The following is a 22,039-nucleotide window of genomic DNA, read 5'->3' on the forward strand; positions in this document are numbered from 1 at the left end:
CCTTAGCCGCCGGTCCCGGACTGTCAGTCCCGCATGGCACCATCGGCACCGGACGTTATCCGGCCCCGGGGAGAAGCTCGTGTTCTTGTTCTTGCTCATCGCGATGGTCGTGGTGGTGGCCGCCGTCACCCTCGCGGTGGTCGGCGGCGGCGACCGCGAGGTGCTGCCGGAGGCGGCGCGCGAACAGCTCGTGGACCCCCTGCCGGCGACCCGCCCGGTGGGCCGCGCCGACATCGAGGCCCTGCGGCTGCCGGTCGCCCCCCGCGGCTACCGGATGGCGGACGTGGACGAGGTGCTGGCCAGGCTCGGCGCCGAGCTGGCCGAGCGCGACGCGCGGATCGCCGAGCTGGAGTCCAGCCTGGCGGGCGCCCAGGCGACGGCGGTCGCCGGGCCCGACCTCTTCAAGAACCCGGGCGAGGAGGACCAGTGATGAGCGACGGCGGAGCGGTGGCGGGACCGGACGGCGAGCTGCGCTGCCCCTGGGGCCTGTCGACCGAGGACTACGTCAAGTACCACGACGAGGAGTGGGGCCGCCCCGTCCACGGCGACGACGCGCTCTTCGAGCGGCTGTGCCTGGAGGCGTTCCAGTCCGGCCTGTCCTGGATCACCATCCTGCGCCGCCGCGAGGGCTTCCGCCGGGCCTTCGCCGGCTTCCACATCCCGGCCGTCGCCGCCTTCACCGACGCGGACGCCGCCCGGCTGCTGACCGACGAGGGCATCATCCGCAACCGCGCCAAGATCGACGCCACGCTCGCCAACGCGCGCGAGCTGGCCGGCTGGTCCGCCGGCGAGCTGGACGGCCTCATCTGGTCGTACGCCCCCGACCCGGCGACGCGCCCGGTGCCGAGGACGATCGGGGACGTCGCGGCGGTCACCGACGAGTCCACCGCGCTGGCCAAGGCGCTCAAGAAGCGCGGTATCCGATTCGTCGGTCCCACGACGGCGTACGCGCTGATGCAGGCGTGCGGCCTGGTCGACGACCACCTCGCCGGGTGTCTCGTCCGGCGACAGCTCGCCGACGCGCCGGCCTGAGCCGACCGGCCGGCGGGCCGGCCGACCCGGCGGCGGTGTCAGTGACCCACGTAGCGCGGCTTCTCCTTGTCGATGAAGGCCTGGACCGCGATCCCGTGGTCCTGCGACGCGCCCGCCCGGTTCTGGAGTTCGCCCTCCTTCTCCAGCGTCTCGGACAGCGAGTGAGCGGCGCCGTACGCCAGGGACTCCTTCAGCGCCGCGTACGCCAGCGTGGGGCCCTGCGCGAGGGCGCGCGCGACCGCCGCCGCCTCCGCCGCGAGATCGGCCGCGGGGACCAGCTTGTTGACGATCCCCAGCTCGTGCGCCCGCTCGGCGGTGATCGAGCGCGGGAACATCAGCAGATCGGCCGCCCTGCTCTGCCCGATCAGCCGGGGCAGCGTCCACGACACGCCGGAGTCGGCGGTCAGCGCCACCCCCGCGAACGAGGTGTTGAAGGAGGCGGTGTCGGCGACGACGCGGTAGTCACACGCGAGCGCGAAGCCGAGACCCGCCCCGGCCGCGACCCCATTCACCCCCGCGACGACCGGCTTCGGCATCTCGGTCAGGGCCCGCACGATGGGGTTGTAGTGCTCCCGCACGGTGCTCATGGTCCCGCCGCTGCCGTCGGCGGCGTCGGCCGCGAGCAGGGAGATGTGCTCCTTCAGGTCCTGCCCCACGCAGAAGGCCCGCCCGGTCGCGGTGAGAAGCACGGCCCGGACGCCCGGGTCGTCACCGGCGGTGCGCAGCGCGTCCCGCAGGGCGGCCTTCGCCGCGACGTTCAGCGCGTTCATGGCCTCGGGCCGGTTGATTGTGACGGTCGCGAGCCCGTCGCTCACCTCGTACAGCACCGTGTCGGCCATGATCGGATCTCCTCCGCGAGTCTGACTGCCTGTCCGCTGTCCTGTCCGGCCCCAGCATGGCGGAGATCACCGCAGGTCGGCATGTGACCTGCGTCAAACAATCCAGGGCCGCGGAGCCGTGAACAGCGGCGAAGTATCGCAGGCGGATCGCCGAATTGAGTCGTTTTGAGAGAGCGCGTTGCGCAAGCGATGCCGTCCGATGTTGGTCATCGGGTCCCGCCATGCGGGATAATGGCCTGGAAGCAATGTGTTCGATGCCGGTGACACAGCGCCTGTCATGGGGCCGCCGGCTGCGATGAGCTGGTTTCAGGAAGGGGAACGAGCATGGCGGCCATGAAGCCGCGGACGGGCGACGGCCCGCTCGAGGTGACCAAGGAGGGGCGGGGCATCGTCATGCGCGTTCCGCTCGAAGGCGGCGGTCGGCTGGTCGTCGAGCTGACCCCCGACGAGGCGGATGCGCTGGGTGACGCCCTGAAGAAGGTCGTCGGCTGACGCGGACAGAACGCGCACTCCCACGCTGCCCCGCCCCGGACACCTCCGTGGCGGGGCAGCTTCATGCCGTCGGCCTCTCCAGGACGCCGGCCGCTCAGCGGCGTACGGCGCAGAGCAGCCCGTCGCCCACCGGCAGCAGCGAGGGCAGCAGCTCGTCCTGCATCTCGCGGACCGTGCGCAGCAGCTCGCGCAGCCGCAGCACCTCGTGGGGCTGGGCCGCCGAGTCGACCGTACGGCCGTTGGCGAAGACTCCCTCGAAGCACACGAGCCCCCCTGGTCGCAGCAGGCGCAACGATTCAGCGAGATATTCCTGGGACTCCAGCCGGTCACCGTCGCAGAAGACCAGGTCGTAACCGCCGTCGGCGAGCCGGGGAAGTACGTCGAGCGCCCGGCCGGGGATGAAGCGGGCGCGATTGTTGGTGAAGCCGGCCGCGCGGAACGCCTCGCGGGCGAACTGCTGCCGCTCCGGCTCCGTGTCGACCGTGGTCAGTACGCCGTCGGGCCGCATGCCGTTCAGGAGATAGATCCCGGAGACCCCGGTACCCGTACCGATCTCCGCGACCGCCTTGGCGTCCGCCGTGGCGGCAAGCAGACGAAGCGCGGCGCCCGTGCCCGGTGACACGGAGCGGAGCCCCATGTCCCGGGCCCTGTCGCGGGCCCAGCGCAGTGCCTCGTCCTCGGCGACAAAAGCGTCGGCGAACGCCCAGCTTGTCTGCCGGTTGGCGGTAATGACCCTCTCCTGTCCCCGTAGTTGGCGCACCGGTGACTGTATCCGCTGCGTGCGGGAACCCGCTGATGGGACCGGGCGTTATGAAGGCGTGGGGGAACGCATGGATGAAGACCAGGGACCAGGCGCAAATTCAGGCAAAGATTCTTATCCGGAGCTAACGGGCGAGGTGGCTATGGTAGGTGCTCCGCTGGACACCACCAGAGTCGATAGGGGAGGTGCGGCTGCGCCTGCGGATCGGGGAGGAGCGTTCAAGCGCTTTCTCAGGTCGGCCGGTGAGCCGAAATCCGTGACCAACTTCGCTGACCGTTCTCGCTCGACCGACTCCGCAGTTACGGCGACCTTCGCATCGGATGCGGAATCGCAGGCGTGGACGCCTCCCAGCTGGGAGGAGATCGTCAGCACGCACAGCGCCCGCGTGTACCGCCTGGCCTACCGTCTCACGGGCAACCAGCACGACGCCGAGGATCTGACCCAGGAAGTCTTCGTCCGGGTCTTCAGGTCGCTGTCGACGTACACCCCCGGCACGTTCGAGGGCTGGCTGCACCGCATCACCACCAATCTGTTCCTGGACATGGTCCGCCGCAAGCAGCGGATCCGTTTCGACGCGCTCGGTGACGACGCGGCGGAGCGGCTGCCCAGCCGTGAGCCCTCACCGCAGCAGGTCTTCCACGACACCCACTTCGACGCGGACGTGCAGCAGGCGCTGGACACCCTCGCTCCCGAATTCCGGGCCGCGGTCGTCCTGTGCGACATCGAAGGACTGTCGTACGAGGAGATCGCCGCCACGCTCGGCGTGAAGCTCGGCACGGTGCGCAGCCGGATCCACCGCGGCCGTTCGCATCTGCGCAAGGCCCTCTCGCACCGTTCCCCCGAGGCCCGGGCCGAGCAGCGCACGTTCGCGAGCGTGGCCGGGGAGGGCGGACTCGCGTGAGTGGCACAGGACCGACCCCCGCGGAGCAGCACCTGGGGGACCGGCTCGCCGCCCTGGTGGACGGGGAGCTCGGTCACGACGCCCGGGAGCGTGTGCTGGCACACCTCGCGACCTGCGCCAAGTGCAAGGCGGAGGCCGACGCCCAGCGCAGGCTGAAGAACGCGTTCGCACAGTCGGCGCCCCCGCCGCTGTCCGAGGGCTTTCTCGCCCGGCTCCAGGGACTGCCCGGCGGATCCACCGACGACGACAAGGACGGGACGCCCGGCCCGTTCGACGGCTCGGCGTTCAACAACGGTGTCTTCGGCGTCCGGAGCGACGCCTTCGGCTACCGCCCGGCGGGATCTCACGCCTCGCCCCTGCCCTCCGGCTCCGGCTCGGGGTTCAGGATCCACGAGGTGGGCCGCACGGAGGCCGAGCGCTCTCCGTGGCGCGGCCGGCGGTTCGCCTTCGCCGCGGCGAGCGCGGTGTCGTTCGCCGCGATGGCGCTGAGCGCGCTGCCCATGGGCGCCACCGCCGACACGGCCGCCCGTGGCACGGGCGCGGGCATCACACCGCTGACCAGGGCCACCACCACGCCGCCCGGCAACGGGACGCGGAGCAGGCAGGGCGGCGAGCGCGGCGGGATTCTTCCGCAGTCGGTGAACAGCGCGCCGGTGCTCGCCCCCGGCACGATGCGGGCGCCGCTCACCCCACACCCGTTCCAGTCGGCGGTGCTGAACCACTTCCCCGCGGCGCCGTTGATACGTCCTACGGGCACGGCGTTCCAGCTCGCGGCGAACCCTGGCTCGACCGCCCCCACGGCCACGCCCGACCCCACCCAGCTCGCCGCGCCCACGCAGCCCGGCGCGCCGCTTTCGCAGCGTCGGTGACGGGGTCCCTGCGCGGACATTCGTAAACCTGGTTGAATCCCTGCACGGGTGCCCTTGTCGGGGCACGGACGAGGCAGGTGCGGGGAGAGCATGGACGACGGCAAGCCCACCGGACCCAAGGCCAAGTGGTGGAGCCGCCCGGCATCGGGACGCGCGATACCGCGGGAGCCCGGCGTACCGGAGCACCGGAACACAGAGGAGACGACGGAACTGTCGCCGGTCACCGATGAAGTCCCCCCGGACCCCGAGGACCACGTCCTCGCCCCGCCCGAGCGCGCTCCCTCGACGGTGAGCGCGCCGACCGGCCCGGGTACGGGTGCGGACACCCCGGACGGTACGGAAGCGGGCACGGCCGCACAGGGCCGTCCGCAGCCGCTGCACGAGCCCGACCCTTACAGCACACCGCCCTACGGCGGCCCGGGGCCCTGGGCGCCCGCGCCGCCCGTGCAGCGACCGGTGCCCACCCCGGCCCAGGGCACCCCCATCCCGCCGCAGCACTACACCGGGCAGCAGCCCATGCCCGAGCCCGCGGCCCAGCCACATCCGCAGCCGCAGTCGCAGTCGACGTCCGGTTACGGCGTCCCGACGCAGGCCGCCCAGCAGCTGCCCCCGCCGCACGCGCATCAGCAGCCCCAGCCTCATCCCCAGCACCAGCAGCCCACCCAGTGGCTCCAGTACGACCCCTGGAGCACCCCCGGGCAGCAGGGCACCCTCTCGTACCCCGACCCCGGCGAGCCCCGGAAGAAGCGCCGGGGCATCGGCCTCGTCGGCGCCCTGGCCCTCGCCCTGTGCGCCTCCCTCATCGGTGGCGGCGTCGGCGCGTACATCGAGCGCAACGGCGGCCTCACCAGCGTCGAACTGCCGCAGGCCGGCAACGACGGCGGAGGCCGCCCGGCCGACAGCGTCGCCGGGATCGCCTCCAGCGCCCTGCCGAGCGTCGTCACCCTCCATGTCAGCGGCGGCGGCGAACAGGGCACCGGCACCGGCTTCGTCCTGGACCGCACGGGCCACATCCTGACCAACAACCATGTGGTCGACCCGGCCGGCGAGTCCGGCGACATCTCGATCACCTTCAGCGGCGGCGAGACCGCCAAGGCGAAGCTCGTCGGCAAGGACAGCGGCTACGACCTGGCGGTCGTGAAGGTCACCGGGGTCTCCGGACTCAAGCCGCTGCCGCTCGGCAATTCGGACAACGTCCAGGTCGGCGACCCCGTCGTGGCGATCGGCGCGCCCTTCGACCTCCAGAACACCGTCACGTCGGGCATCATCAGCGCCAAGGAGCGCCCGATCACGGCCGGCGGTGAGAAGGGCGACGGCAGCGACGTCAGCTACGTCGACGCCCTCCAGACCGACGCCCCGATCAACCCCGGCAACTCCGGTGGCCCGCTGGTGAATTCGAAGGCCCAGGTCATCGGCATCAACAGCGCGATCCGCGGCGCCGACGGCGGCGGTACGCCGGACGGCGCCCAGGCCGGTTCCATCGGGCTCGGCTTCGCCATACCGATCAACCAGGGCAAGCGCGTCGCCGAAGAGCTGATCAACACGGGCAAGGCGTCGCACCCCGTGATCGGTGTCACGCTCGACATGGAGTACACGGGCGACGGCGCCAAGGTCGGCGCCAAGAGCGCCGACGGCGGACCGTCGGTGGAGGAAGGCGGCCCGGCCGCGAAGGCGGGCATCAGGACCGGCGACATCATCACCGAGGTGGACGGCCAGCGGGTGCACAGCGGCGAGGAGCTGATCGTGAAGATCCGTTCCCACCGCCCAGGTGACGAACTGGAGCTGACACTGACTCGCGGAGGTAAAGAGCAGACCATGACTCTGGTCCTCGGCAGCGCGGAAGGCAGGTGAGTGTCGAATGAAGGTACCGTCCGGCCAGGTCCGCCGGGTACCGTGGAGCGGCCCGGGCCTCGCCCCTTCACAGGCCAGGCCGACGAGGTCTCGCCTGCGGGCACGGAGAACACAAGGAGCAGCTAGGTGTTCAATGACATAGGCGCGCTTGAGCTGGTGACGCTCGTGATTCTCGCCGTGCTCGTCTTCGGCCCGGACAAGCTGCCCAAGGTCATCCAGGACGTTTCCCGTTTCATCCGCAAGGTGCGCGAGTTCTCCGACAACGCCAAGGAGGACATCCGTTCCGAGCTGGGACCCGAGTTCAAGGACTTCGACTTCGAGGACCTCAATCCCAAGAAGTTTGTCCGAAAGCAGCTGTCGGAGCACGAGGACGATCTGGGGCTGAAGGAGATCCGCAGCAGCTTCAACCTCAAGAAGGAGATCAACGACGTCGCGGACTCGGTCCACGGCCGGAACGACGACACCGCGAGCAGCGACAGCGGTACGGCTGACAGCACGGCGCCGAGCCTGACCAAGAGCCCGTCCGGCACCTCTGACCTGCTCAAGAAGCCCGAGAAGCCCCAGCAGGCCGATCGCCCGCCGTTCGACGCCGACGCCACCTAGAGCGGGTCGTGCGATCCCGCCGGTTCGCGCTCCCGATCCGGCGGGATCGACGCAGACACCCCCTGAAGCCCACCCTGCCCGGCGAGCCGGTAACGGGTGGCTATCCTCCATCTGTCCGGTAGTGAGACGTCCGTGAGGGCGGGCCGCCCGGACCCCGAGATAGAGGAGGCGGTCCGGACAGATGGAGACGACACGTCGGGTAGGGGCCCATGGCGCGGCCGGCACGACGGACGGGTTGCCGGGGGCGGGGCGCGCCGTCGACGGCTATCTGCGGGCCACCTTCCCCTGGTACGGACTGGACGACGCGTTCACCGGCCCCCGGTGGCTGATGCAGGTGGGCTTCGCGGCGGACGGCACCGTGCAGCACGGTTCCACGGGCCACGGCGAGGAGCCGTCGATAAGACCTGACCCGTCCGGCACGGAGAAGGAACGCTTCGCGGCGGTCGTCACCGTCCCGGCGAGCCCCGTACGGCGCAGCGGTGACGGCACGGGCGTGCTCGACGCCACCACGGTGTCCTCGGCGGCCTGGCTGGCCGGTTCGGCGCTCCTGGTGTCGACCTGGCCCGCGCAGCTCGACCACACGCTGCGCGACGACTGGCTGGACCAGCAGACCGAGACGGCCTTTGAACTGGCCGACGATCTGAACGGCTCCGCCTGGTCGGTGCTCTCGCTCCCCGTTGACGGTGTGCCGACGCCGTTCCACTATCGCGAATCCGAATTCGGCTGGGTACTCGCCGGCTCGACGGGCGCCACCGGCCCGGACGGGAGCGGGGTCCACCTCGGCGCGTACGGGCGCGGCATGAGCGCGTACGGCCTCGGCTTCTCGGTGATCGAGGACATCAACACGTACGTCCCCGAGTAGCCGGCGCGACACCGCATGCGTAAGGGGCGCCCGCCATGGCGGGCGCCCCTTACGCGTACGTGCGGCAGGTGTCAGAACTTGTTACGCGGCGTCAGACCCAGCGTCATGCCCGCCAGTCCGCGCTGCCGCCCGCCGAGCTTCCCGGCGATCGACCGCAGCGCCGCGCCCGCGGGGGAGTCGGGGTCGGACAGCACGACGGGCTTGCCGTCGTCGCCGCCCTCCCGCAGCCGTACGTCGATCGGGATCGCGCCGAGCACCGGCACCGAGGCGCCGGTCGTCTTCGTCAGCCCGTCGGCGACCCGCTGGCCACCGCCCGTCCCGAACACGTCGATCATCTCGTCGCAGTGCGGGCACGGCAGGCCCGCCATGTTCTCGACCACGCCGACGATCTTCTGATGGGTCTGTACGGCGATGGAGCCGGCCCGCTCGGCGACCTCGGCCGCGGCCTGCTGCGGCGTGGTGACCACCAGGATCTCGGCGTTCGGCACGAGCTGCGCCACCGAGATCGCGATGTCGCCCGTGCCCGGCGGCAGGTCCAGCAGCAGCACGTCCAGATCGCCCCAGTACACATCGGCGAGGAACTGCTGGAGCGCGCGGTGCAGCATCGGTCCGCGCCACACCACCGCGGAGTTGCCCGGAGTGAACATCCCGATCGAGATGACCTTCACGCCGTGCGCCGACGGCGGCATGATCATGTTCTCGACCTGGGTGGGCTTCCCGTCGGCCCCCAGCATGCGCGGCACGCTGTGCCCGTAGATGTCCGCGTCGACGACGCCGACCTTCAGACCGTCGGCGGCCATCGCCGCCGCCAGGTTGACCGTCACCGACGACTTGCCGACGCCGCCCTTGCCCGAGGCCACCGCGTACACGCGGGTCAGCGAGCCGGGCTTGGCGAACGGCACCTCGCGCTCGGCGGTCCCGCCGCGCAGCGACGCCGCGAGGTCCTTGCGCTGCTCGTCGCTCATCACGTCGAGCGTGACGTCGACCCGGGTGACACCCGCGACCGCTGCGACGGCCTCCGTCACGTTCGTGGTGATCGTGTCGCGCATGGGGCAGCCGGACACCGTGAGATAGACCGTGACAGCCACCGCGCCGTCCGCCCCGATGTCGACCGATTTGACCATGCCGAGGTCCGTGATCGGCCGGTGGATCTCGGGGTCGTTCACCGTCGCCAGCGCTGCGCGTACCGCGTCCTGCGAGGGCGCGACGGTTCCGTGCGTGTCCGTAGCCATAGGGAGATGGTACGGCGCGCCGCGCACGCTCCAAAAAGCGCGTCAGTGCTCCGGGCGGTCTGATTCGTCACGTCGCCGCCCCGGTTCGATACGCGGCGGCGCCTGCTGCTCGGCCAGCTCCCGCACCAGGTCCTGGAGCTCCGAGCGGATCCAGTCACGGGTGGCGACCTCGCCGAGTCCCATCCGCAGCGACGCGATCTCGCGGGTCAGATACTCGGTGTCGGCGATGGAGCGCTCGTTCTGCTTGCGCTCCTGCTCCTGGGTGACCCGGTCACGGTCGTCCTGGCGGTTCTGCGCCAGCAGGATCAACGGGGCCGCGTACGACGCCTGGAGGGACAGCGCCAGCGTCAGGAAGATGAACGGGTACTCGTCGAAGCGGACCGACGGGGGCGCGAAGATGTTCCAGAGCACCCACACGATGATCGTCAGCGTCATCCAGACGATGAAGCGACCCGTCCCGAGGAAGCGCGCGATCCGCTCCGAGAGCCGGGCGAAGGCCTCGGGGTCGTAGTCCGGCAGGAGCTTGCGCCGGGGCGTGCGCGGCTGGTCGAGCCGTCCGCGCGGCCCACGCGCCACAGCGCTGGCTCCCGGGACCGCGGCGGCCCTTTCCCTCGACGCGTCCTTGTCCGCCCGCTCAATGCCCATCCTCGGCCTCCTGAAGGCCGTGGAAGCCGGTCTCCCGCCAGTCGTCGGGCAGCAGGTGGTCCAGCACGTCGTCGACGGTCACGGCGCCGAGCAGCGACCCGCTCTCGTCCACGACCGGCGCGGCCACCATGTTGTACGCGGCGAGATACCCGGTGATCTCGGACAGCGGCGTATCGGGCGACAGCGGCGGCAGGTCGCTCTCCACGATCGAGCCGACCAGCGTGAACGGCGGGTCGCGCAGCAGCCGTTGGAAGTGCACCGTGCCCAGGTACTTGCCCGTCGGCGTCTCGTCCGGCGCCCGGCACACGTAGACCTGCGCGGCCAGCGCGGGCGACAGGGACTGCCGGCGCACCCGCGCCAGCGCGTCGGCGACCGTCGCGTCCGGGCGCAGCACGATCGGCTCGGTCGTCATCAGGCCGCCCGCCGTCCGCTCCTCGTACGCCAGCAGCCGCCGTACGTCGGCGGCGTCGCCGGGCCGCATCAGCGCCAGCAGCCGCTCCTTGTCCTCCTCGGGCAGCTCCGACAGCAGGTCGGCCGCGTCGTCCGGGTCCATCGCCTCCAGCACGTCGGCGGCCCGGTCGTCCTGGAGCTTGCCCAGGATCTCCACCTGGTCGTCCTCGGGCAGCTCCTCCAGGACGTCGGCGAGCCGGTCGTCGTCGAGGGCGGCGGCCACCTCCGCGCGCCGCTTCGGCGTCAGATGGTGCAGCACGTTGGCCAGGTCGGCCGGGCGCAGCCGCTCGAAGGTCGCGACCAGGTTCTCCGCGCCCTGGCCGTCCTCCTCCAGCGAGAAGCCGGTCACCGCCGACCAGTCGACGGTCAGCGTCTCGCCGCGACGCCGCAGCGCGCCGGTCTTGCCGCGCCGTACGAAGACCTTCCCGATCTCCCACTCGCGGCGGGCGGGCAGCTGCTGGACGGCGACATCGAGGACGGTCACCTGCTCGTCGCTCTCCACGAGCTGTACGCGGCGGTCGAGCAGCTCGCCCAGGACCAGCCGCTCCGTGGGACGTTGCTCGAAGCGCCGCATGTTGACCACGCCCGTGGTGATCACCTGGCCCGACGCGACGCCCGTGATGCGGGTCATCGGCAGGAAGATCCGGTGCCGGCTGAGCACCTCGACGACCATGCCGAGCACCCGTGGCGGACGGCCGCCGACGCGGAGCATCGCCACCAGGTCCCGCACCCGTCCCACCTGGTCACCGTTGGGGTCGAAGACCGGCACACCGGCGAGGTGGGAGACGAAGACGCGGGAGGCGGCCGACGCCATCATCCGCTCCTCCTTGCCCGCGACTGTCCCGGCCGGCTGTTCCGGCCGTGCCGTGACTGTCCCCGTATCGACCGCGACAACGGGTTCAGGCTAGCCCGTACCGCTCCGTGCCGCCTTGGCGGATCCGTCCGTACGGTACGGGCGGACGGTCGCCGGGGCTCGTTGTCGATGGGTGCGGCCGGCACCGGTACGCTGCGGTCTGCCGTCCCCCGTCAGGCATGAGAGGCAGTGCGTTCGTGACCCTTCTTCGGTCCTCCGCCCGACTTCGCCGGGCCGCGGTTCCCGTGGCTCTCTGCGTCGGGATGACCCTGGCGCTCACGGCCTGCGGGGGCGACGAGGATCCGGACGCGGGGACGAACGGCGTCGGCAAGCTGTCGGCCGCCGGGATCGAGAAGAAGGCCAAGGCCGCCGCCGAGAGCGCGGACGCGGTGCGCCTGTCGGGCACGCTCGTCACCGACGGGCAGACGTACAAGCTCAACATGTCGCTCAAGGAGGCCGGCGGGACCGGATCGGTCAGCTCCGAGACCGGCGGCACGTTCGAGCTGCTGCGCGTCGACGACGAGCTGTTCCTGAAGGCGAAGGCGGAGTTCTGGAGCCACGGCGGTGACGAGGGCGACGGCGAGGGCAAGGGCGGCGAGCCCTCCGAGGCCGACTCCGAGGCCGCGGAGAAGCTCGACGACAAGTACGTGAAGGTCCCCAAGGACGATCCGGCCTACGAGCAGCTGCGGGGCTTCACCGACAAGAGCGTGCTGCTCGACGGGCTGCTGGGGCTGCACGGCAAGCGCGACAAGGGCGACCGCGCCGAGATCGGCGGCATACGCACCATCGCGGTCAACGGCAGCGGCGGCGCGGGCGGCTCGCTGAACGTGTCGCTGGAAGGTACGCCGTATCCGCTGCAGATGGCCCGCGCGGGTGACGCGGGGACGCTCACCCTCAGCGACTGGGGCAAGGACTTCCCACTGAAGGCGCCGGCCAAGGGCGAGACGGTGGACTACGGCAGCACGCTGCCGGGCACCTGAGCCGGCCCCGGCCGCCGCCCCGTCAGTCCTTCTTACGACGCTTGAACAGCAGCCTCGGCACGGCCGCCGGCGCGGGCAGGCGCGTCGTCGCCGGCGTCGGCAGCGGCGCCGCCGCCTGGGAGTCGGCGGGCAGGTCGGTGATCGCGTCGCGCGGCTCCAGGCGCAGCACCCGCGACTCGCGCGCCCAGCGGTCCGTCATCTCGTCGAAGTCCGGCGCGTTCAGCCGCTTGCCCTTCAGCTCGGCGACAGCGCTCTCCCACGCCTCCGTACGAGGAGCGAGTTCGGTGACGGACGCGGTCCAGGCCACCAGCCGCCCGCCCTTGTCTTTGCTCCGTACGGTCACATCGGCGGTGGAGCCGTCGACCAGGCCCGGCAGGGGCTGCTCGCCGCTGCCGTCCCCGACGACCAGCGCGGCCCCGTCGAGCCAGACGTGCCACAAGGCACGGGCGGGCCCGCCCGCCCGCACCCAGATGAGGCCGGACTTCTTGGTGGCCTCCTCGACGAGAGCCTTGCCGAGGAGCGGGGAGCCGGGAACGGTGTCTGTCATGCCCGGCAGCCTAGGCCGTGTCTGACAAATGGCGTCGTCCGCCCGCAGGGCGGGGCGCACGGCGTCCGGTGCGTGCGATCGCAAGGCGGAGGATCGCTCTCGTACTGGACGTACTTGAGCGACTCCGACAACGCAGGGAGCGTGCGTGCCGGGCGTCGTGCGCCAGACGGGATTTGTCAGACACGGCCCAGGGCGTCCCTGACGGCGCCTACAGCCACCCGTTGCGCTTCAGCGTCCGGTGGATGGACAGACAGACGACGGCGATGCCGCACAGCACCATCGGGTAGCCGTACTTCCAGCCGAGTTCGGGCATGTGGTCGAAGTTCATGCCGTACACGCCGCAGACCGCCGTCGGTACGGCGATGATCGCCGCCCACGACGTGATCTTGCGCATGTCCTCGTTCTGCGCCACCGTCGCCTGCGCCAGATTGGCCTGGAGGATCGAGTTCAGCAGCTCGTCGAAGCCGATGACCTCCTCGTGCACCCGCGCCAGATGGTCCGCGACGTCGCGGAAGTACTTCTGTACGTCGGGTTCGACCAGCCGCATCGGACGCTCGCTCAGCAGCTGCATCGGGCGCAGCAGCGGCGCCACGGCCCGCTTGAACTCCAGCACCTCGCGCTTGAGCTGGTAGATCCGCCCGGCGTCCGAGCCCGGCGGGCTGCCCTTGGCGGGCGCCGAGAACACGGCGATCTCGACCTCGTCGATGTCGTCCTGCACGGCGGCGGCCACCGCGATGTACCCGTCGACGACATGGTCGGCGATGGCGTGCAGGACCGACGACGGTCCCTTGGCGAGCAGTTCGGTGTCGTCCTCGAGCCGGTGCCGCAGCGCGCGCAGCGAGCCCTTGCCGCCGTGCCGCACCGTGATGACGAAGTCCCGGCCGGTGAAGCACATGACCTCGCCGGTCTCCACGACCTCGCTGGTCGCGGTCAGTTCGGCGTGCTCGATGTAGTGGATCGTCTTGAAGACGGCGAAGAGGGTGTCGTCGTACCGCTCCAGCTTGGGCCGCTGGTGGGCGTGCACGGCGTCCTCGACGGCGAGCGGGTGCAGCCCGAACTCCTCGGCGATACCGGCGAATTCGGCCTCGGTCGGCTCATGGAGGCCGATCCAGGCGAAGCCGCCGCCCTTGCGCACCTCCAGCATCGCCTCGTGCGGGGTGAGGCACGGCTCGTCCTTCACCCGCCGGCCGCCCCGGTAGACGGCGCAGTCGACGACGGCGCTGGACGCCGAGGGGTCGCGGGTGGAGTCGTAGGTGTAGGCGGTGCTGCTCTTGCGCAGGGACGGGCGGACCGCCGCCCGCAGGTCACGGATCATCGACATGGCTGGCTCCTCACGGAGAGGCCGTCGGCGGGGCGTGGCGCAGCCCGGAACGGGGACGTGACGCGCGTACGTGCTGACACGGATTCGAAACGGCGTGGCATGACCTGACACGGCGCTGCGCGCATACGTCCGCAAAGCGGGCGGCACCGCGAGGACGCGGTGACGGCGTTCGCTACAGACAGGAAAGACAGTGCTGGTGCAGTGCTCTTCCGTCGTGCGACAAGCCGCGGGCCTGTACGGGGCAGGGCCTCAGATGTGTGAGGCGGTACAGCGCGAGGAAGAGCGGTTGGTACTGGCCGGGTGACTTCGATCCACCGCAGCCCCACCTCCTCCGGCCGGTCCCCCGTAGGGGATGACGTGTGTCGGGACCGGAGAGCGACGCGATGTGCGTGCTGTCCCGACCGGCGGCCCAGACTAGCAGCCGATCGGGGCCAATTCGGTCTCTTGCCCGTTAAGAAGGCGTTCTATGCTCACCGGATGGCAGAAGTTCTCTCATCGGTCGAGGCCCGGCTGCGCTCCGCGCTCGGCGAACCCGAGGCGCGCGCGGCGATGACGTTCGTGGGCACGGACCGGATCGAGGTGCTGCGGTTCCTCGACCCGGGACAGTCGCCGGACTCCGGCGAAAGCGAAGGCGCCGTCGTGCGGTACGCCACGCTGGGGATGTCCGCGCGGCCGATGGCCGACCCCACGGTCGTCGTCCCCGACCCGGACCGGGGGCCGCGCGCCGAGCTGATCCTGTCCGTACGCGCCGGGCTCGCCGACACCGACAAGGTGCTCCACCCGCTCGCCGTACTGGCAGCGTCGCCCCAGGTCGAGGGCCTGGTCGTGTCCGCCGGCGCCTCGCTGGAGGTCGGTGAACCCCTGTGGCCGGGCGCGCCGTTCAGCTCCGTGCTCGTCGGGGAGTCCGGCGGCCTGGTCCCCGACCTGGAGCTGGCCGCGCCGCTGGAACCCGTACGGTTTCTGCCACTGCTCCCGATGACGCCCAACGAGGCCGCGTGGAAGCGGGTCAAGGGCGCGCAGGCGCTCCAGGAGCGCTGGCTGGCGCACGGGACGGATCTGCGCGACCCGCTGCGCGGCTCGGTCGCGCTGGACTGACGACCCCCCGGTCCGGCCGCGCGTCGGACCGGGCGATGTACGCGTAAGACCCCCGTAGCCCCTGAACCCCCTACGCCGTGCGGAGGAGTACCCGTCTCGTACAGGCCGCCGGTATTTGCCGGGGTTCTGTGCCGGACGGGTGATCGTCCTTGACGGGGCGTCGGCCGGGGAGGACCGTTGGGCACCATGAGGGGCGAACCAGGTTGCCCGAAGTGCGGTGGCCGGGTCAGGGCGCCCGGTCTCTTCGCCGACTCCTGGCAGTGCGACACGCACGGCACGGTGCATCCCATGCAGCCGGTCATACCGCCCAGCGTCGAAGCCCTCGGTGTCGTCGTGAACCGCGCCCGCGTCCCCGTCTGGATGCCCTGGCCGCTCCCGGTCGGCTGGCTCTACACCGGTGTGGCGTACGCGGGCGACGACCGCAGCGGCGGCCGGGCCACCGCCGTCGCCTGCTCGGGACCCGGCCCGCTCGGCGGCTCGGGAGAGCTGCTGCTGGTCGCCGAGGAGCTGGGCGTCGGACTCGGGGCGCGGTACGCGGGGATCGACGGCCCCGACCCGGGCCCGCACATCCGCGTCGACCGGCCCCCGCACGCCAAGCTGCTCGCCGCCGGCCGCCCCACCCCGCTCTGGCACGTGCCCGACGTCCCGCCGGACCGCGCGGTCTTCGCGGGCGAGGCGCTCGGGCTGTGGCTCTGGGCGATCGTCTGGCCGGAGCAGACGGGGCTGCTGATGTACGACGAACTGGTGCTGACCGACCTGCGCGACGCGGGCGCCGAGGTGGACCTGCTGCCGTGCGGGGCGCTGTCCCCGCGGCTGCTGAGCTGAGGGCCGGCGCCGCGACCGGCCGGGGCCCTCTCGTACGCCCGTTATCCTGGAGCGTCCCCTGCCCCTCGGAGCCCCTGGAGTACGCGTCGTGCGCATCGACCTGCACACCCACTCCACGGCGTCCGACGGTACGGACACCCCGGCCGAGCTGGTACGCAACGCCGCAGCCGCCGGTCTGGACGTCGTCGCGCTCACCGACCACGACACCACCCGGGGCCACGCCGAGGCGCTGAAGGCGCTCGCCGAACTGGACGGCGATCTCACGCTCGTCACCGGCGCCGAGCTGTCCTGCCGGGCCGACGGTGTGAGTTTGCACATGCTGGCGTACCTCTTCGACGCCGACGAGCCCCAACTGCTGCGCGAGCGCGAGCTGGTGCGCGACGACCGGGTGCCGCGCGCCCGGGCGATGGTGGCCAAGCTCCAGGAGCTCGGTGTGCCGATCACCTGGGAGCAGGTCGCCCGGATCGCCGGGGACGGCTCGATCGGCCGCCCGCATGTCGCGTCCGCGCTCGTCGAACTGGGCGTCGTGGGCTCGGTCGACGAGGCGTTCACCTCCCAGTGGCTCTCCGACCACGGCCGGGTGCACGTGCCCCGGCACGAGCTGGACCCCTTCGAGGCGATCCGGCTGGTCAAGGCCGCCGGCGGCGTCACCGTCATCGCCCATCCGCTGGCCGTGACCCGTGGCGCGGTCGTCGCCGAGGCGGCGCTGGTGCGCCTGGCCGAGGCGGGTCTCGACGGCGTCGAGGTCGACCACATGAACCACGACGAGCCCACGCGCGCGCGCCTGCGCGGACTCGCCGCCGAGCTGGGCCTGCTCACCACCGGCTCCAGCGACTACCACGGCAGCCGCAAGACGGTCCGGCTCGGGGAGTACAGCACCGACCCCGAGATCTACGGCGAGATCGTCCGCCGCGCCTCGGGCGCGTTCCCGGTCCCCGGTACGGGCGGACACGCCTGAGCGACCCGTACGGCGCCCCTGCCGCGCCCGTACGACGTCCGCCACCGCGTCCCCCGCTCAGTCCACCCACTTATCGCAAGGCCACCCCGTGTTCGACGCTGCCGTTTTCGGTTCCCTCTTCCTCACCCTCTTCGTGATCATGGACCCGCCGGGGATCACGCCGATCTTCCTCGCCCTCACCTCAGGACGCCCCGCCAAGGTCCAGCGCAGGATGGCCTGGCAGGCGGTGGCCGTCGCCTTCGGCGTGATCACCGTCTTCGGGCTGCTCGGCCAGCAGATCCTCGACTATCTGCATGTCTCCGTCCCCGCCCTGATGATCGCGGGCGGACTTCTCCTGCTGCTCATCGCGCTCGATCTGCTCACCGGCAAGACCGACGAGCCCAAGCAGACGAAGGACGTCAACGTCGCCCTCGTACCGCTCGGCATGCCGCTGCTGGCCGGTCCCGGCGCGATCGTCTCCGTCATCCTCGCCGTGCAGCACGCCGACGGGGCCGCGGCGCAGGCGTCGGTGTGGGCGGCGATCGTGGCGATGCACGCCGTGCTCTGGCTGACGATGCGCTACTCGCTGGTGATCATCCGGCTGATCAAGGACGGCGGCGTGGTGCTGGTGACCCGGCTCGCCGGAATGATGCTCTCCGCCATCGCCGTGCAGCAGATCATCAACGGCGTCACCCAGGTCGTCCAGGGCGCGTGAGACCCAAAGCGCCCCCGTACGGATCTCCGTACGGGGGCGTCTCGACGTGAGCCGATCAGTGGATCCGGTGGATCCGGGCGTTACGAGGCCGTGGGTTCGGCCGGGCGGATGTAGAGGCGCTGCCCTGTTGAGGCGGCCTGCTGCACGATCTGATTGACGGAGGCGGCGTCCACAACGGTGCTGTCGACGGCTGTGCCGTCGGCATCGTTCAGTCGCATGATCTCGAAGCGCATATCGCTTCTCCCTTCGTCTGATCCTCCGTAGGAGAACTGTGTGTGACGGGTAGCCCATCATTGATTACATAAGGCCACAACGCCTTGCCCTCTGCAAACATTCCCTACACTAAAGAAATTTTTCGGCTGGCTAACTACTGGCGGGTACAGGCGCGTCCACGGACAATGGACCGCGTATGAGCGAGGCAGAGATCAATCCCGACATCGCCGAGGTCGGCGCCCGTCTGGAGCGCACGAACGAGCTGCTCCAGCGGATGCTCGCCGAGGTCGCGAAGACCCCGTCCACCCACGCTATTTTCGTCGACGCGGGTTACGTCTACGCGGCAGCCGGATTACTGGTGGCGGGGACCGAGGACCGGCGGTCCTTCGATCTCGACGCCGAGGGGCTCATCGAGGCGTTCATCGACAAGGCGCGCACGATCTTCGCTGACAGCAGGCTGCTGCGCGTCTACTGGTACGACGGTGCCAGGCGGCGCATCCACACACCCGAGCAGCAGTGCATCGCGGAACTGCCCGACGTCAAGGTCAGACTCGGCAATCTCAACGCCAACAACCAGCAGAAGGGCGTCGATTCACTGATCCGCACGGATCTCGAATCGCTCGCCCGGCACCGCGCCATCAGCGACGCCGCCCTGGTGGGCGGTGACGAGGACCTGGTGTCCGCCGTGGAGGCCGCGCAGGGCTACGGCGCCCGCGTCCACCTCTGGGGCATCGAGGCCGCCGACGGGCGCAACCAGGCCGAGCCGCTTCTCTGGGAGGTCGACAGCCAGCGCATCTTCGACCTCGCGTTCTGGCAGCCGTACGTGACGCGGCGGCCGGTCACCACGTACGAGAGCGAGGGCGACCCGCCGCCCTCGCGCGAACAGGTGCGCTTCATCGGCGCGCAGATCGCCGCGAGCTGGCTGGTCGGACGCGGGCGGGTGGCGATGGCGGAGCTGCTGCCCGGTCATCCGTATCTGCCGGGGCCGGTGGACCAGGACCTGCTGATCGAGGCGGAGAAGCTGCTGCAACGGTCGCTGCGCGGCCATGCCGGACTGCGCCGGGCGCTGCGGGACGGGTTCTGGCAGCACCTGGAGGCGCAGTTCTGAGCGCGGGGCCCGTTCCCCGCGCGCCTCAGCCGGCGCGGTCGGGGCTGTCCCAGAAGGCGCTGAGCGCGGCGGCCGTACGCGCCGGCTGATCGGTGTTCGGCGAGTGCTCGGCGCCCTCGATCACCGTCCGTCGCGCGCCCAGCCGCCGCGCCATGTCGTCGAGCAACGGCACCGGCCAGGTGTCGTCCCGCTCGCCCGACATCACATGCCTGGGCAGCGGGTGCACGGCGGCCAGCTCGGCGACCCGGTCCGGCTCCACCGTCAACTGACGCCCCGTGGCGAGCAGTTGGGCCGGGTTGTGGCGCAGCCAGCGACGGCGCAGATCCCCGCCGTCGACATCCGTCTCCTCGGGGGGCTCCATCGCCCGGATGCCCTCCCAGACCTCTCCCATGTCCATATGGGTGAGCTCCAGGGCCTCGCTCAGCAGCCGTACCCGCTCCTGCTGCGAGGGCGAGATACGCGCGGGGCCCGAGGAGATCAGGGTCAGCGTCAGGAACGGCCCGGCATCCGTAAGGACGGCGGCGCGGGCGATCTGCCCGCCCAGAGAGTGCCCCACGAGATGGACGGGGGCGCCGACCGCCTCGGCCTGCGCCAGCACGTCCGCCGCCAACTCCCGCTGGGCGTAAGCCTCTTGGGAGTCGGGTCCGGCGGACTCGTACTGTCCGCGGCCGTCGACGGCGACGGCGCGATAGCCGGCCGCGGTGAGCGGTTCCAGCATCGCGATGAAGTCCTCCTTACTGCCGGTGAATCCGGGCATCAGGAGGGCGGTGCCGCGCGGCGTCCCCTCGGGGCGCGCGTCGAGCACGGCGAAGTGCCCGCGCCGCGTCGACAGCTGGTACGCGTGTGCGCAGGACGGGGGAGTGAACGTGGGCGGCCGGCTCATGCGACGAGCGTAAGACCCCGCGCCCGGCGCCGCCTCACCCGTACGCCGATGGCCCGGCCCCCCTGTGGGGACCGGGCCATCGGGAGGAGCCTCGCGGCCCCTGTGCGTCAGCTCTCGGGCTGGGCGACCGCCGCGCGCGTACGGCGACGGCGCGGCTTGGCCTCGGCGGCGGGGGCCTCGGCCGCCACCGGTTCGGCGGCCTTCGCCGTCTCGGCCTCGACCGGGGCCTTGGCGGCGCGCGTACGACGCCGGGGCTTGGTCTCGGTCTCCGCCTTCGTGGCCTTCGTACCGTCGTCTATGTCGGTGACCGCGCCCTCGACCGTGTCCACGGCCTCGACCGCGGGCTTGGCGGCCCGCGTACGACGACGACGCGGCTTGGTGGCCGGTTCGGCCTCCGCCGTGTCCTGCGCCTGCGGCATCGGCTCGACGAACACCTCACGCGCCGGCTCCGCCACGGTCGTGGCGACAGCCACGGCGGCGTCCGCGGGCACGCTCACGCGCGTACGCCGACGACGGCGCGGGATGCGCGGCTCGTCCGCGCCCTCGGCGGTGTCGACCGCCTCGGTCGCCGCCGAAGCCGTCTGCGGCTGCGCCTCGCCGGCCTCCAGCGGAGTCCCGCCGCGCGTACGACGGCGCTGCCGCGGCGTACGCGTACGCGCCGGGCGCTCCTCCTGCACGGCGGCGGCCGAACGCGCCGGGCCGGCGGACTTGCGGCCACGGCCGCCCGTCTCGCCGAGGTCCTCGACCTGCTCGGCCGAGAGACCGGCACGCGTACGGTCCGTACGCGGCAGGATGCCCTTCGTCCCCGCCGGGATGTTCAGCTCCTCGAAGAGGTGCGGCGAGGTCGAGTACGTCTCCGGCGGGTCCGGGAAGCCCAGGTCCAGCGCCTTGTTGATCAGCTGCCAGCGCGGGATGTCGTCCCAGTCGACCAGCGTCACGGCGATACCGGACGCGCCCGCGCGGCCGGTGCGGCCGATGCGGTGGAGGTAGGTCTTCTCCTCCTCGGGCGACTGGTAGTTGATGACGTGCGTCACGCCCTCGACGTCGATACCGCGCGCGGCGACGTCGGTGCAGACGAGCACGTCGACCTTGCCGTTGCGGAACGCGCGCAGCGCCTGTTCACGCGCGCCCTGGCCCAGGTCGCCGTGGACGGCGCCGGAGGCGAAGCCGCGCTGGGCCAGCTGGTCGGCGATGTCGGCGGCCGTACGCTTCGTACGGCAGAAGATCATCGCGAGCCCGCGGCCCTCGGCCTGGAGGATGCGCGCGACCAGCTCCGGCTTGTCCATGGAGTGGGCGCGGTAGACACGCTGGGTGGTGTTGGCGACCGTCGCGCCCGCGTCGTCGGGCGACGTGGCGCTGATGTGTGTCGGCTGCGACATGTAGCGACGGGCGAGACCGATGACCGCGCCCGGCATGGTCGCCGAGAACAGCATCGTCTGGCGCTTCGCCGGCAGCAGCTGGATGATCCGCTCGACATCGGGCAGGAAGCCCAGGTCGAGCATCTCGTCGGCCTCGTCCAGGACGAGCCCGCGCACGTGCGACAGGTCGAGCTTGCGCTGGCCCGCCAGGTCGAGCAGCCGGCCCGGAGTGCCGACGACGACGTCGACGCCCTTCTTGAGGGCCTCGACCTGCGGCTCGTAGGCACGGCCGCCGTAGATCGCCAGCACGCGTACGTTACGCACCTTGCCGGCGGTCTGGAGGTCGTTGGTGACCTGCTGGCACAGCTCGCGGGTGGGGACCACCACGAGGGCCTGCGGGGCGTTGGTCAGCTGCTCGGGAGCGGCCCGGCCCGCCTCGACGTCGGCGGGGACGGTGACGCGCTCCAGGAGCGGCAGGCCGAAGCCGAGCGTCTTGCCGGTGCCGGTCTTGGCCTGGCCGATGACATCCTTGCCGGACAGCGCGACCGGCAGGGTCATCTCTTGGATGGGGAACGGAGACAGGATGCCGACGGCTTCTAGCGCTTCGGCTGTCTCGGGAAGGATTCCGAGGTCTCGGAAAGTCGTAGTCAGGGTGCTGCCTCTTCTGT

The 22,039-nt window shown here is 71.4% G+C and carries 24 protein-coding genes; 14 read left to right on the top strand and 10 right to left on the bottom strand.

From position 1 onward, the window contains the following. Window positions 1–79: 79 nt before the first annotated feature. A complete protein-coding gene (locus BHU15_RS11265) occupies window positions 80–430 on the top strand; it encodes a DivIVA domain-containing protein (RefSeq protein WP_023538861.1) in 351 nt (116 codons plus the stop codon). Beyond that, complete coding sequence (locus BHU15_RS11270) at window positions 430–1,032, top strand: DNA-3-methyladenine glycosylase I (RefSeq protein ID WP_069627057.1); 603 nt, start codon at window positions 430–432, stop codon at window positions 1,030–1,032. Before BHU15_RS11265 ends, BHU15_RS11270 begins: the two co-directional genes overlap by 1 nt. A 38-nt stretch (window positions 1,033–1,070) precedes the next feature. Here BHU15_RS11270 and chcB read toward each other — a convergent pair whose 3' ends face one another. Beyond that, complete coding sequence (gene chcB, locus BHU15_RS11275; protein WP_069627058.1) at window positions 1,071–1,871, bottom strand: 2-cyclohexenylcarbonyl CoA isomerase; 801 nt, start codon at window positions 1,869–1,871, stop codon at window positions 1,071–1,073. Window positions 1,872–2,195: 324 nt separating this feature from the next. Between chcB and BHU15_RS11280 the strand changes: the two genes are divergently transcribed. After that, window positions 2,196–2,363, top strand: a complete 168-nt coding sequence (locus BHU15_RS11280) for a DUF3117 domain-containing protein (RefSeq protein WP_003966491.1) — start codon at window positions 2,196–2,198, stop codon at window positions 2,361–2,363. 94 nt (window positions 2,364–2,457) lie between these two features. Here BHU15_RS11280 and BHU15_RS11285 read toward each other — a convergent pair whose 3' ends face one another. Continuing rightward, on the bottom strand, window positions 2,458–3,123 hold the full coding sequence (locus BHU15_RS11285; protein ID WP_031229677.1) for an O-methyltransferase: 666 nt from the start codon (window positions 3,121–3,123) through the stop codon (window positions 2,458–2,460). A gap of 142 nt (window positions 3,124–3,265) precedes the next feature. On the opposite strand from BHU15_RS11285, the gene sigE reads away from it, so the two are divergent. From sigE to BHU15_RS11310, 5 genes are all read left to right on the top strand, one after another. Continuing rightward, window positions 3,266–4,024: an RNA polymerase sigma factor SigE gene (sigE, locus tag BHU15_RS11290; protein ID WP_171908355.1), complete on the top strand. Its 759-nt coding sequence runs from the start codon at window positions 3,266–3,268 to the stop codon at window positions 4,022–4,024. Further along, window positions 4,021–4,893, top strand: a complete 873-nt coding sequence (locus tag BHU15_RS11295; RefSeq protein WP_069627059.1) for an anti-sigma factor family protein — start codon at window positions 4,021–4,023, stop codon at window positions 4,891–4,893. Before sigE ends, BHU15_RS11295 begins: the two co-directional genes overlap by 4 nt. A gap of 90 nt (window positions 4,894–4,983) precedes the next feature. After that, the gene (locus BHU15_RS11300) at window positions 4,984–6,744 is read left to right on the top strand and encodes a S1C family serine protease (protein WP_069627060.1); all 1,761 of its coding nucleotides are present in this window, start codon (window positions 4,984–4,986) and stop codon (window positions 6,742–6,744) included. Window positions 6,745–6,870: 126 nt separating this feature from the next. After that, the gene (locus BHU15_RS11305; protein ID WP_069627061.1) at window positions 6,871–7,347 is read left to right on the top strand and encodes a sec-independent translocase; all 477 of its coding nucleotides are present in this window, start codon (window positions 6,871–6,873) and stop codon (window positions 7,345–7,347) included. A 181-nt stretch (window positions 7,348–7,528) separates the two neighbouring features. Then, window positions 7,529–8,209: a hypothetical protein gene (locus BHU15_RS11310; RefSeq protein WP_171908356.1), complete on the top strand. Its 681-nt coding sequence runs from the start codon at window positions 7,529–7,531 to the stop codon at window positions 8,207–8,209. Window positions 8,210–8,280: 71 nt separating this feature from the next. On the opposite strand, the gene BHU15_RS11315 is transcribed toward BHU15_RS11310, so the two are convergent. From BHU15_RS11315 to BHU15_RS11325, 3 genes are read right to left on the bottom strand one after another with little or no spacing between them, the layout of a single operon-like run. Further along, window positions 8,281–9,441, bottom strand: a complete 1,161-nt coding sequence (locus BHU15_RS11315) for an Mrp/NBP35 family ATP-binding protein (protein WP_023538852.1) — start codon at window positions 9,439–9,441, stop codon at window positions 8,281–8,283. A 42-nt stretch (window positions 9,442–9,483) separates the two neighbouring features. Continuing rightward, entirely contained in the window at window positions 9,484–10,086 is a 603-nt protein-coding gene (locus BHU15_RS11320) for a DUF1003 domain-containing protein (protein WP_069627062.1), read from the bottom strand. Beyond that, window positions 10,076–11,350: a magnesium transporter MgtE N-terminal domain-containing protein gene (locus BHU15_RS11325; RefSeq protein WP_031229673.1), complete on the bottom strand. Its 1,275-nt coding sequence runs from the start codon at window positions 11,348–11,350 to the stop codon at window positions 10,076–10,078. The genes BHU15_RS11320 and BHU15_RS11325 overlap by 11 nt, the downstream gene beginning before the upstream one ends. Window positions 11,351–11,568: 218 nt before the next feature. Between BHU15_RS11325 and BHU15_RS11330 the strand changes: the two genes are divergently transcribed. Continuing rightward, window positions 11,569–12,369, top strand: coding sequence for a hypothetical protein (locus BHU15_RS11330; protein ID WP_069627063.1), 801 nt, complete (start codon window positions 11,569–11,571; stop codon window positions 12,367–12,369). Between the two features lie 22 nt (window positions 12,370–12,391). On the opposite strand, the gene BHU15_RS11335 is transcribed toward BHU15_RS11330, so the two are convergent. Together BHU15_RS11335 and BHU15_RS11340 are read right to left on the bottom strand one after the other, a co-directional pair. Then, entirely contained in the window at window positions 12,392–12,916 is a 525-nt protein-coding gene (locus BHU15_RS11335; protein ID WP_069627064.1) for a hypothetical protein, read from the bottom strand. A gap of 208 nt (window positions 12,917–13,124) precedes the next feature. After that, a complete protein-coding gene (locus BHU15_RS11340; protein WP_069627065.1) occupies window positions 13,125–14,237 on the bottom strand; it encodes a magnesium and cobalt transport protein CorA in 1,113 nt (370 codons plus the stop codon). A gap of 477 nt (window positions 14,238–14,714) precedes the next feature. Between BHU15_RS11340 and BHU15_RS11345 the strand changes: the two genes are divergently transcribed. The 4 genes from BHU15_RS11345 to BHU15_RS11360 all read left to right on the top strand — a co-directional run bounded on the left by BHU15_RS11345 (window position 14,715) and on the right by BHU15_RS11360 (window position 17,809). Next, window positions 14,715–15,332, top strand: coding sequence for a suppressor of fused domain protein (locus tag BHU15_RS11345; RefSeq protein ID WP_069627066.1), 618 nt, complete (start codon window positions 14,715–14,717; stop codon window positions 15,330–15,332). Between the two features lie 186 nt (window positions 15,333–15,518). Beyond that, on the top strand, window positions 15,519–16,157 hold the full coding sequence (locus BHU15_RS11350) for a DUF6758 family protein (RefSeq protein ID WP_069627067.1): 639 nt from the start codon (window positions 15,519–15,521) through the stop codon (window positions 16,155–16,157). Between the two features lie 88 nt (window positions 16,158–16,245). Next, a complete protein-coding gene (locus BHU15_RS11355) occupies window positions 16,246–17,115 on the top strand; it encodes a PHP domain-containing protein (RefSeq protein ID WP_069627068.1) in 870 nt (289 codons plus the stop codon). Window positions 17,116–17,203: 88 nt separating this feature from the next. After that, window positions 17,204–17,809, top strand: a complete 606-nt coding sequence (locus BHU15_RS11360; protein ID WP_023538843.1) for a MarC family protein — start codon at window positions 17,204–17,206, stop codon at window positions 17,807–17,809. A gap of 80 nt (window positions 17,810–17,889) precedes the next feature. On the opposite strand, the gene BHU15_RS40080 is transcribed toward BHU15_RS11360, so the two are convergent. Next, a complete protein-coding gene (locus BHU15_RS40080; RefSeq protein ID WP_023538842.1) occupies window positions 17,890–18,042 on the bottom strand; it encodes a DUF8834 family protein in 153 nt (50 codons plus the stop codon). Window positions 18,043–18,218: 176 nt separating this feature from the next. Here BHU15_RS40080 and BHU15_RS11365 point away from each other — a divergent pair, with 176 nt between their 5' ends. Next, a complete protein-coding gene (locus BHU15_RS11365; RefSeq protein ID WP_023538841.1) occupies window positions 18,219–19,130 on the top strand; it encodes an NYN domain-containing protein in 912 nt (303 codons plus the stop codon). Window positions 19,131–19,155: 25 nt separating this feature from the next. Here BHU15_RS11365 and BHU15_RS11370 read toward each other — a convergent pair whose 3' ends face one another. After that, complete coding sequence (locus BHU15_RS11370; RefSeq protein WP_069627069.1) at window positions 19,156–20,013, bottom strand: alpha/beta fold hydrolase; 858 nt, start codon at window positions 20,011–20,013, stop codon at window positions 19,156–19,158. Between the two features lie 107 nt (window positions 20,014–20,120). Beyond that, entirely contained in the window at window positions 20,121–21,929 is a 1,809-nt protein-coding gene (locus BHU15_RS11375; RefSeq protein ID WP_069627070.1) for a DEAD/DEAH box helicase, read from the bottom strand. Window positions 21,930–22,039 lie beyond the last annotated feature (110 nt).

It is taken from the genome of Streptomyces niveus (assembly GCF_001723055.1).
GTDB classification, from domain to species: domain Bacteria; phylum Actinomycetota; class Actinomycetes; order Streptomycetales; family Streptomycetaceae; genus Streptomyces; species Streptomyces niveus.

What these genes read in the sequence shown, in the direction of transcription:
- BHU15_RS11270 (WP_069627057.1), top strand. Translation starts at nt 430, where the DNA reads ATGAGCGACGGCGGAGCGGTGGCGGGACCGGACGGCGAGCTGCGCTGC.
- chcB (WP_069627058.1), bottom strand. Translation starts at nt 1,871, where the DNA reads ATGGCCGACACGGTGCTGTACGAGGTGAGCGACGGGCTCGCGACCGTC.
- BHU15_RS11280 (WP_003966491.1), top strand. Translation starts at nt 2,196, where the DNA reads ATGGCGGCCATGAAGCCGCGGACGGGCGACGGCCCGCTCGAGGTGACC.
- sigE (WP_171908355.1), top strand. Translation starts at nt 3,266, where the DNA reads ATGGTAGGTGCTCCGCTGGACACCACCAGAGTCGATAGGGGAGGTGCG.
- BHU15_RS11300 (WP_069627060.1), top strand. Translation starts at nt 4,984, where the DNA reads ATGGACGACGGCAAGCCCACCGGACCCAAGGCCAAGTGGTGGAGCCGC.
- BHU15_RS11310 (WP_171908356.1), top strand. Translation starts at nt 7,529, where the DNA reads ATGGAGACGACACGTCGGGTAGGGGCCCATGGCGCGGCCGGCACGACG.
- BHU15_RS11315 (WP_023538852.1), bottom strand. Translation starts at nt 9,441, where the DNA reads ATGGCTACGGACACGCACGGAACCGTCGCGCCCTCGCAGGACGCGGTA.
- BHU15_RS11320 (WP_069627062.1), bottom strand. Translation starts at nt 10,086, where the DNA reads ATGGGCATTGAGCGGGCGGACAAGGACGCGTCGAGGGAAAGGGCCGCC.
- BHU15_RS11325 (WP_031229673.1), bottom strand. Translation starts at nt 11,350, where the DNA reads ATGGCGTCGGCCGCCTCCCGCGTCTTCGTCTCCCACCTCGCCGGTGTG.
- BHU15_RS11330 (WP_069627063.1), top strand. Translation starts at nt 11,569, where the DNA reads ATGAGAGGCAGTGCGTTCGTGACCCTTCTTCGGTCCTCCGCCCGACTT.
- BHU15_RS11335 (WP_069627064.1), bottom strand. Translation starts at nt 12,916, where the DNA reads ATGACAGACACCGTTCCCGGCTCCCCGCTCCTCGGCAAGGCTCTCGTC.
- BHU15_RS11340 (WP_069627065.1), bottom strand. Translation starts at nt 14,237, where the DNA reads ATGTCGATGATCCGTGACCTGCGGGCGGCGGTCCGCCCGTCCCTGCGC.
- BHU15_RS11345 (WP_069627066.1), top strand. Translation starts at nt 14,715, where the DNA reads ATGGCAGAAGTTCTCTCATCGGTCGAGGCCCGGCTGCGCTCCGCGCTC.
- BHU15_RS11350 (WP_069627067.1), top strand. Translation starts at nt 15,519, where the DNA reads ATGAGGGGCGAACCAGGTTGCCCGAAGTGCGGTGGCCGGGTCAGGGCG.
- BHU15_RS40080 (WP_023538842.1), bottom strand. Translation starts at nt 18,042, where the DNA reads ATGCGCTTCGAGATCATGCGACTGAACGATGCCGACGGCACAGCCGTC.
- BHU15_RS11365 (WP_023538841.1), top strand. Translation starts at nt 18,219, where the DNA reads ATGAGCGAGGCAGAGATCAATCCCGACATCGCCGAGGTCGGCGCCCGT.
- BHU15_RS11370 (WP_069627069.1), bottom strand. Translation starts at nt 20,013, where the DNA reads ATGAGCCGGCCGCCCACGTTCACTCCCCCGTCCTGCGCACACGCGTAC.
- BHU15_RS11375 (WP_069627070.1), bottom strand. Translation starts at nt 21,929, where the DNA reads ATGACCCTGCCGGTCGCGCTGTCCGGCAAGGATGTCATCGGCCAGGCC.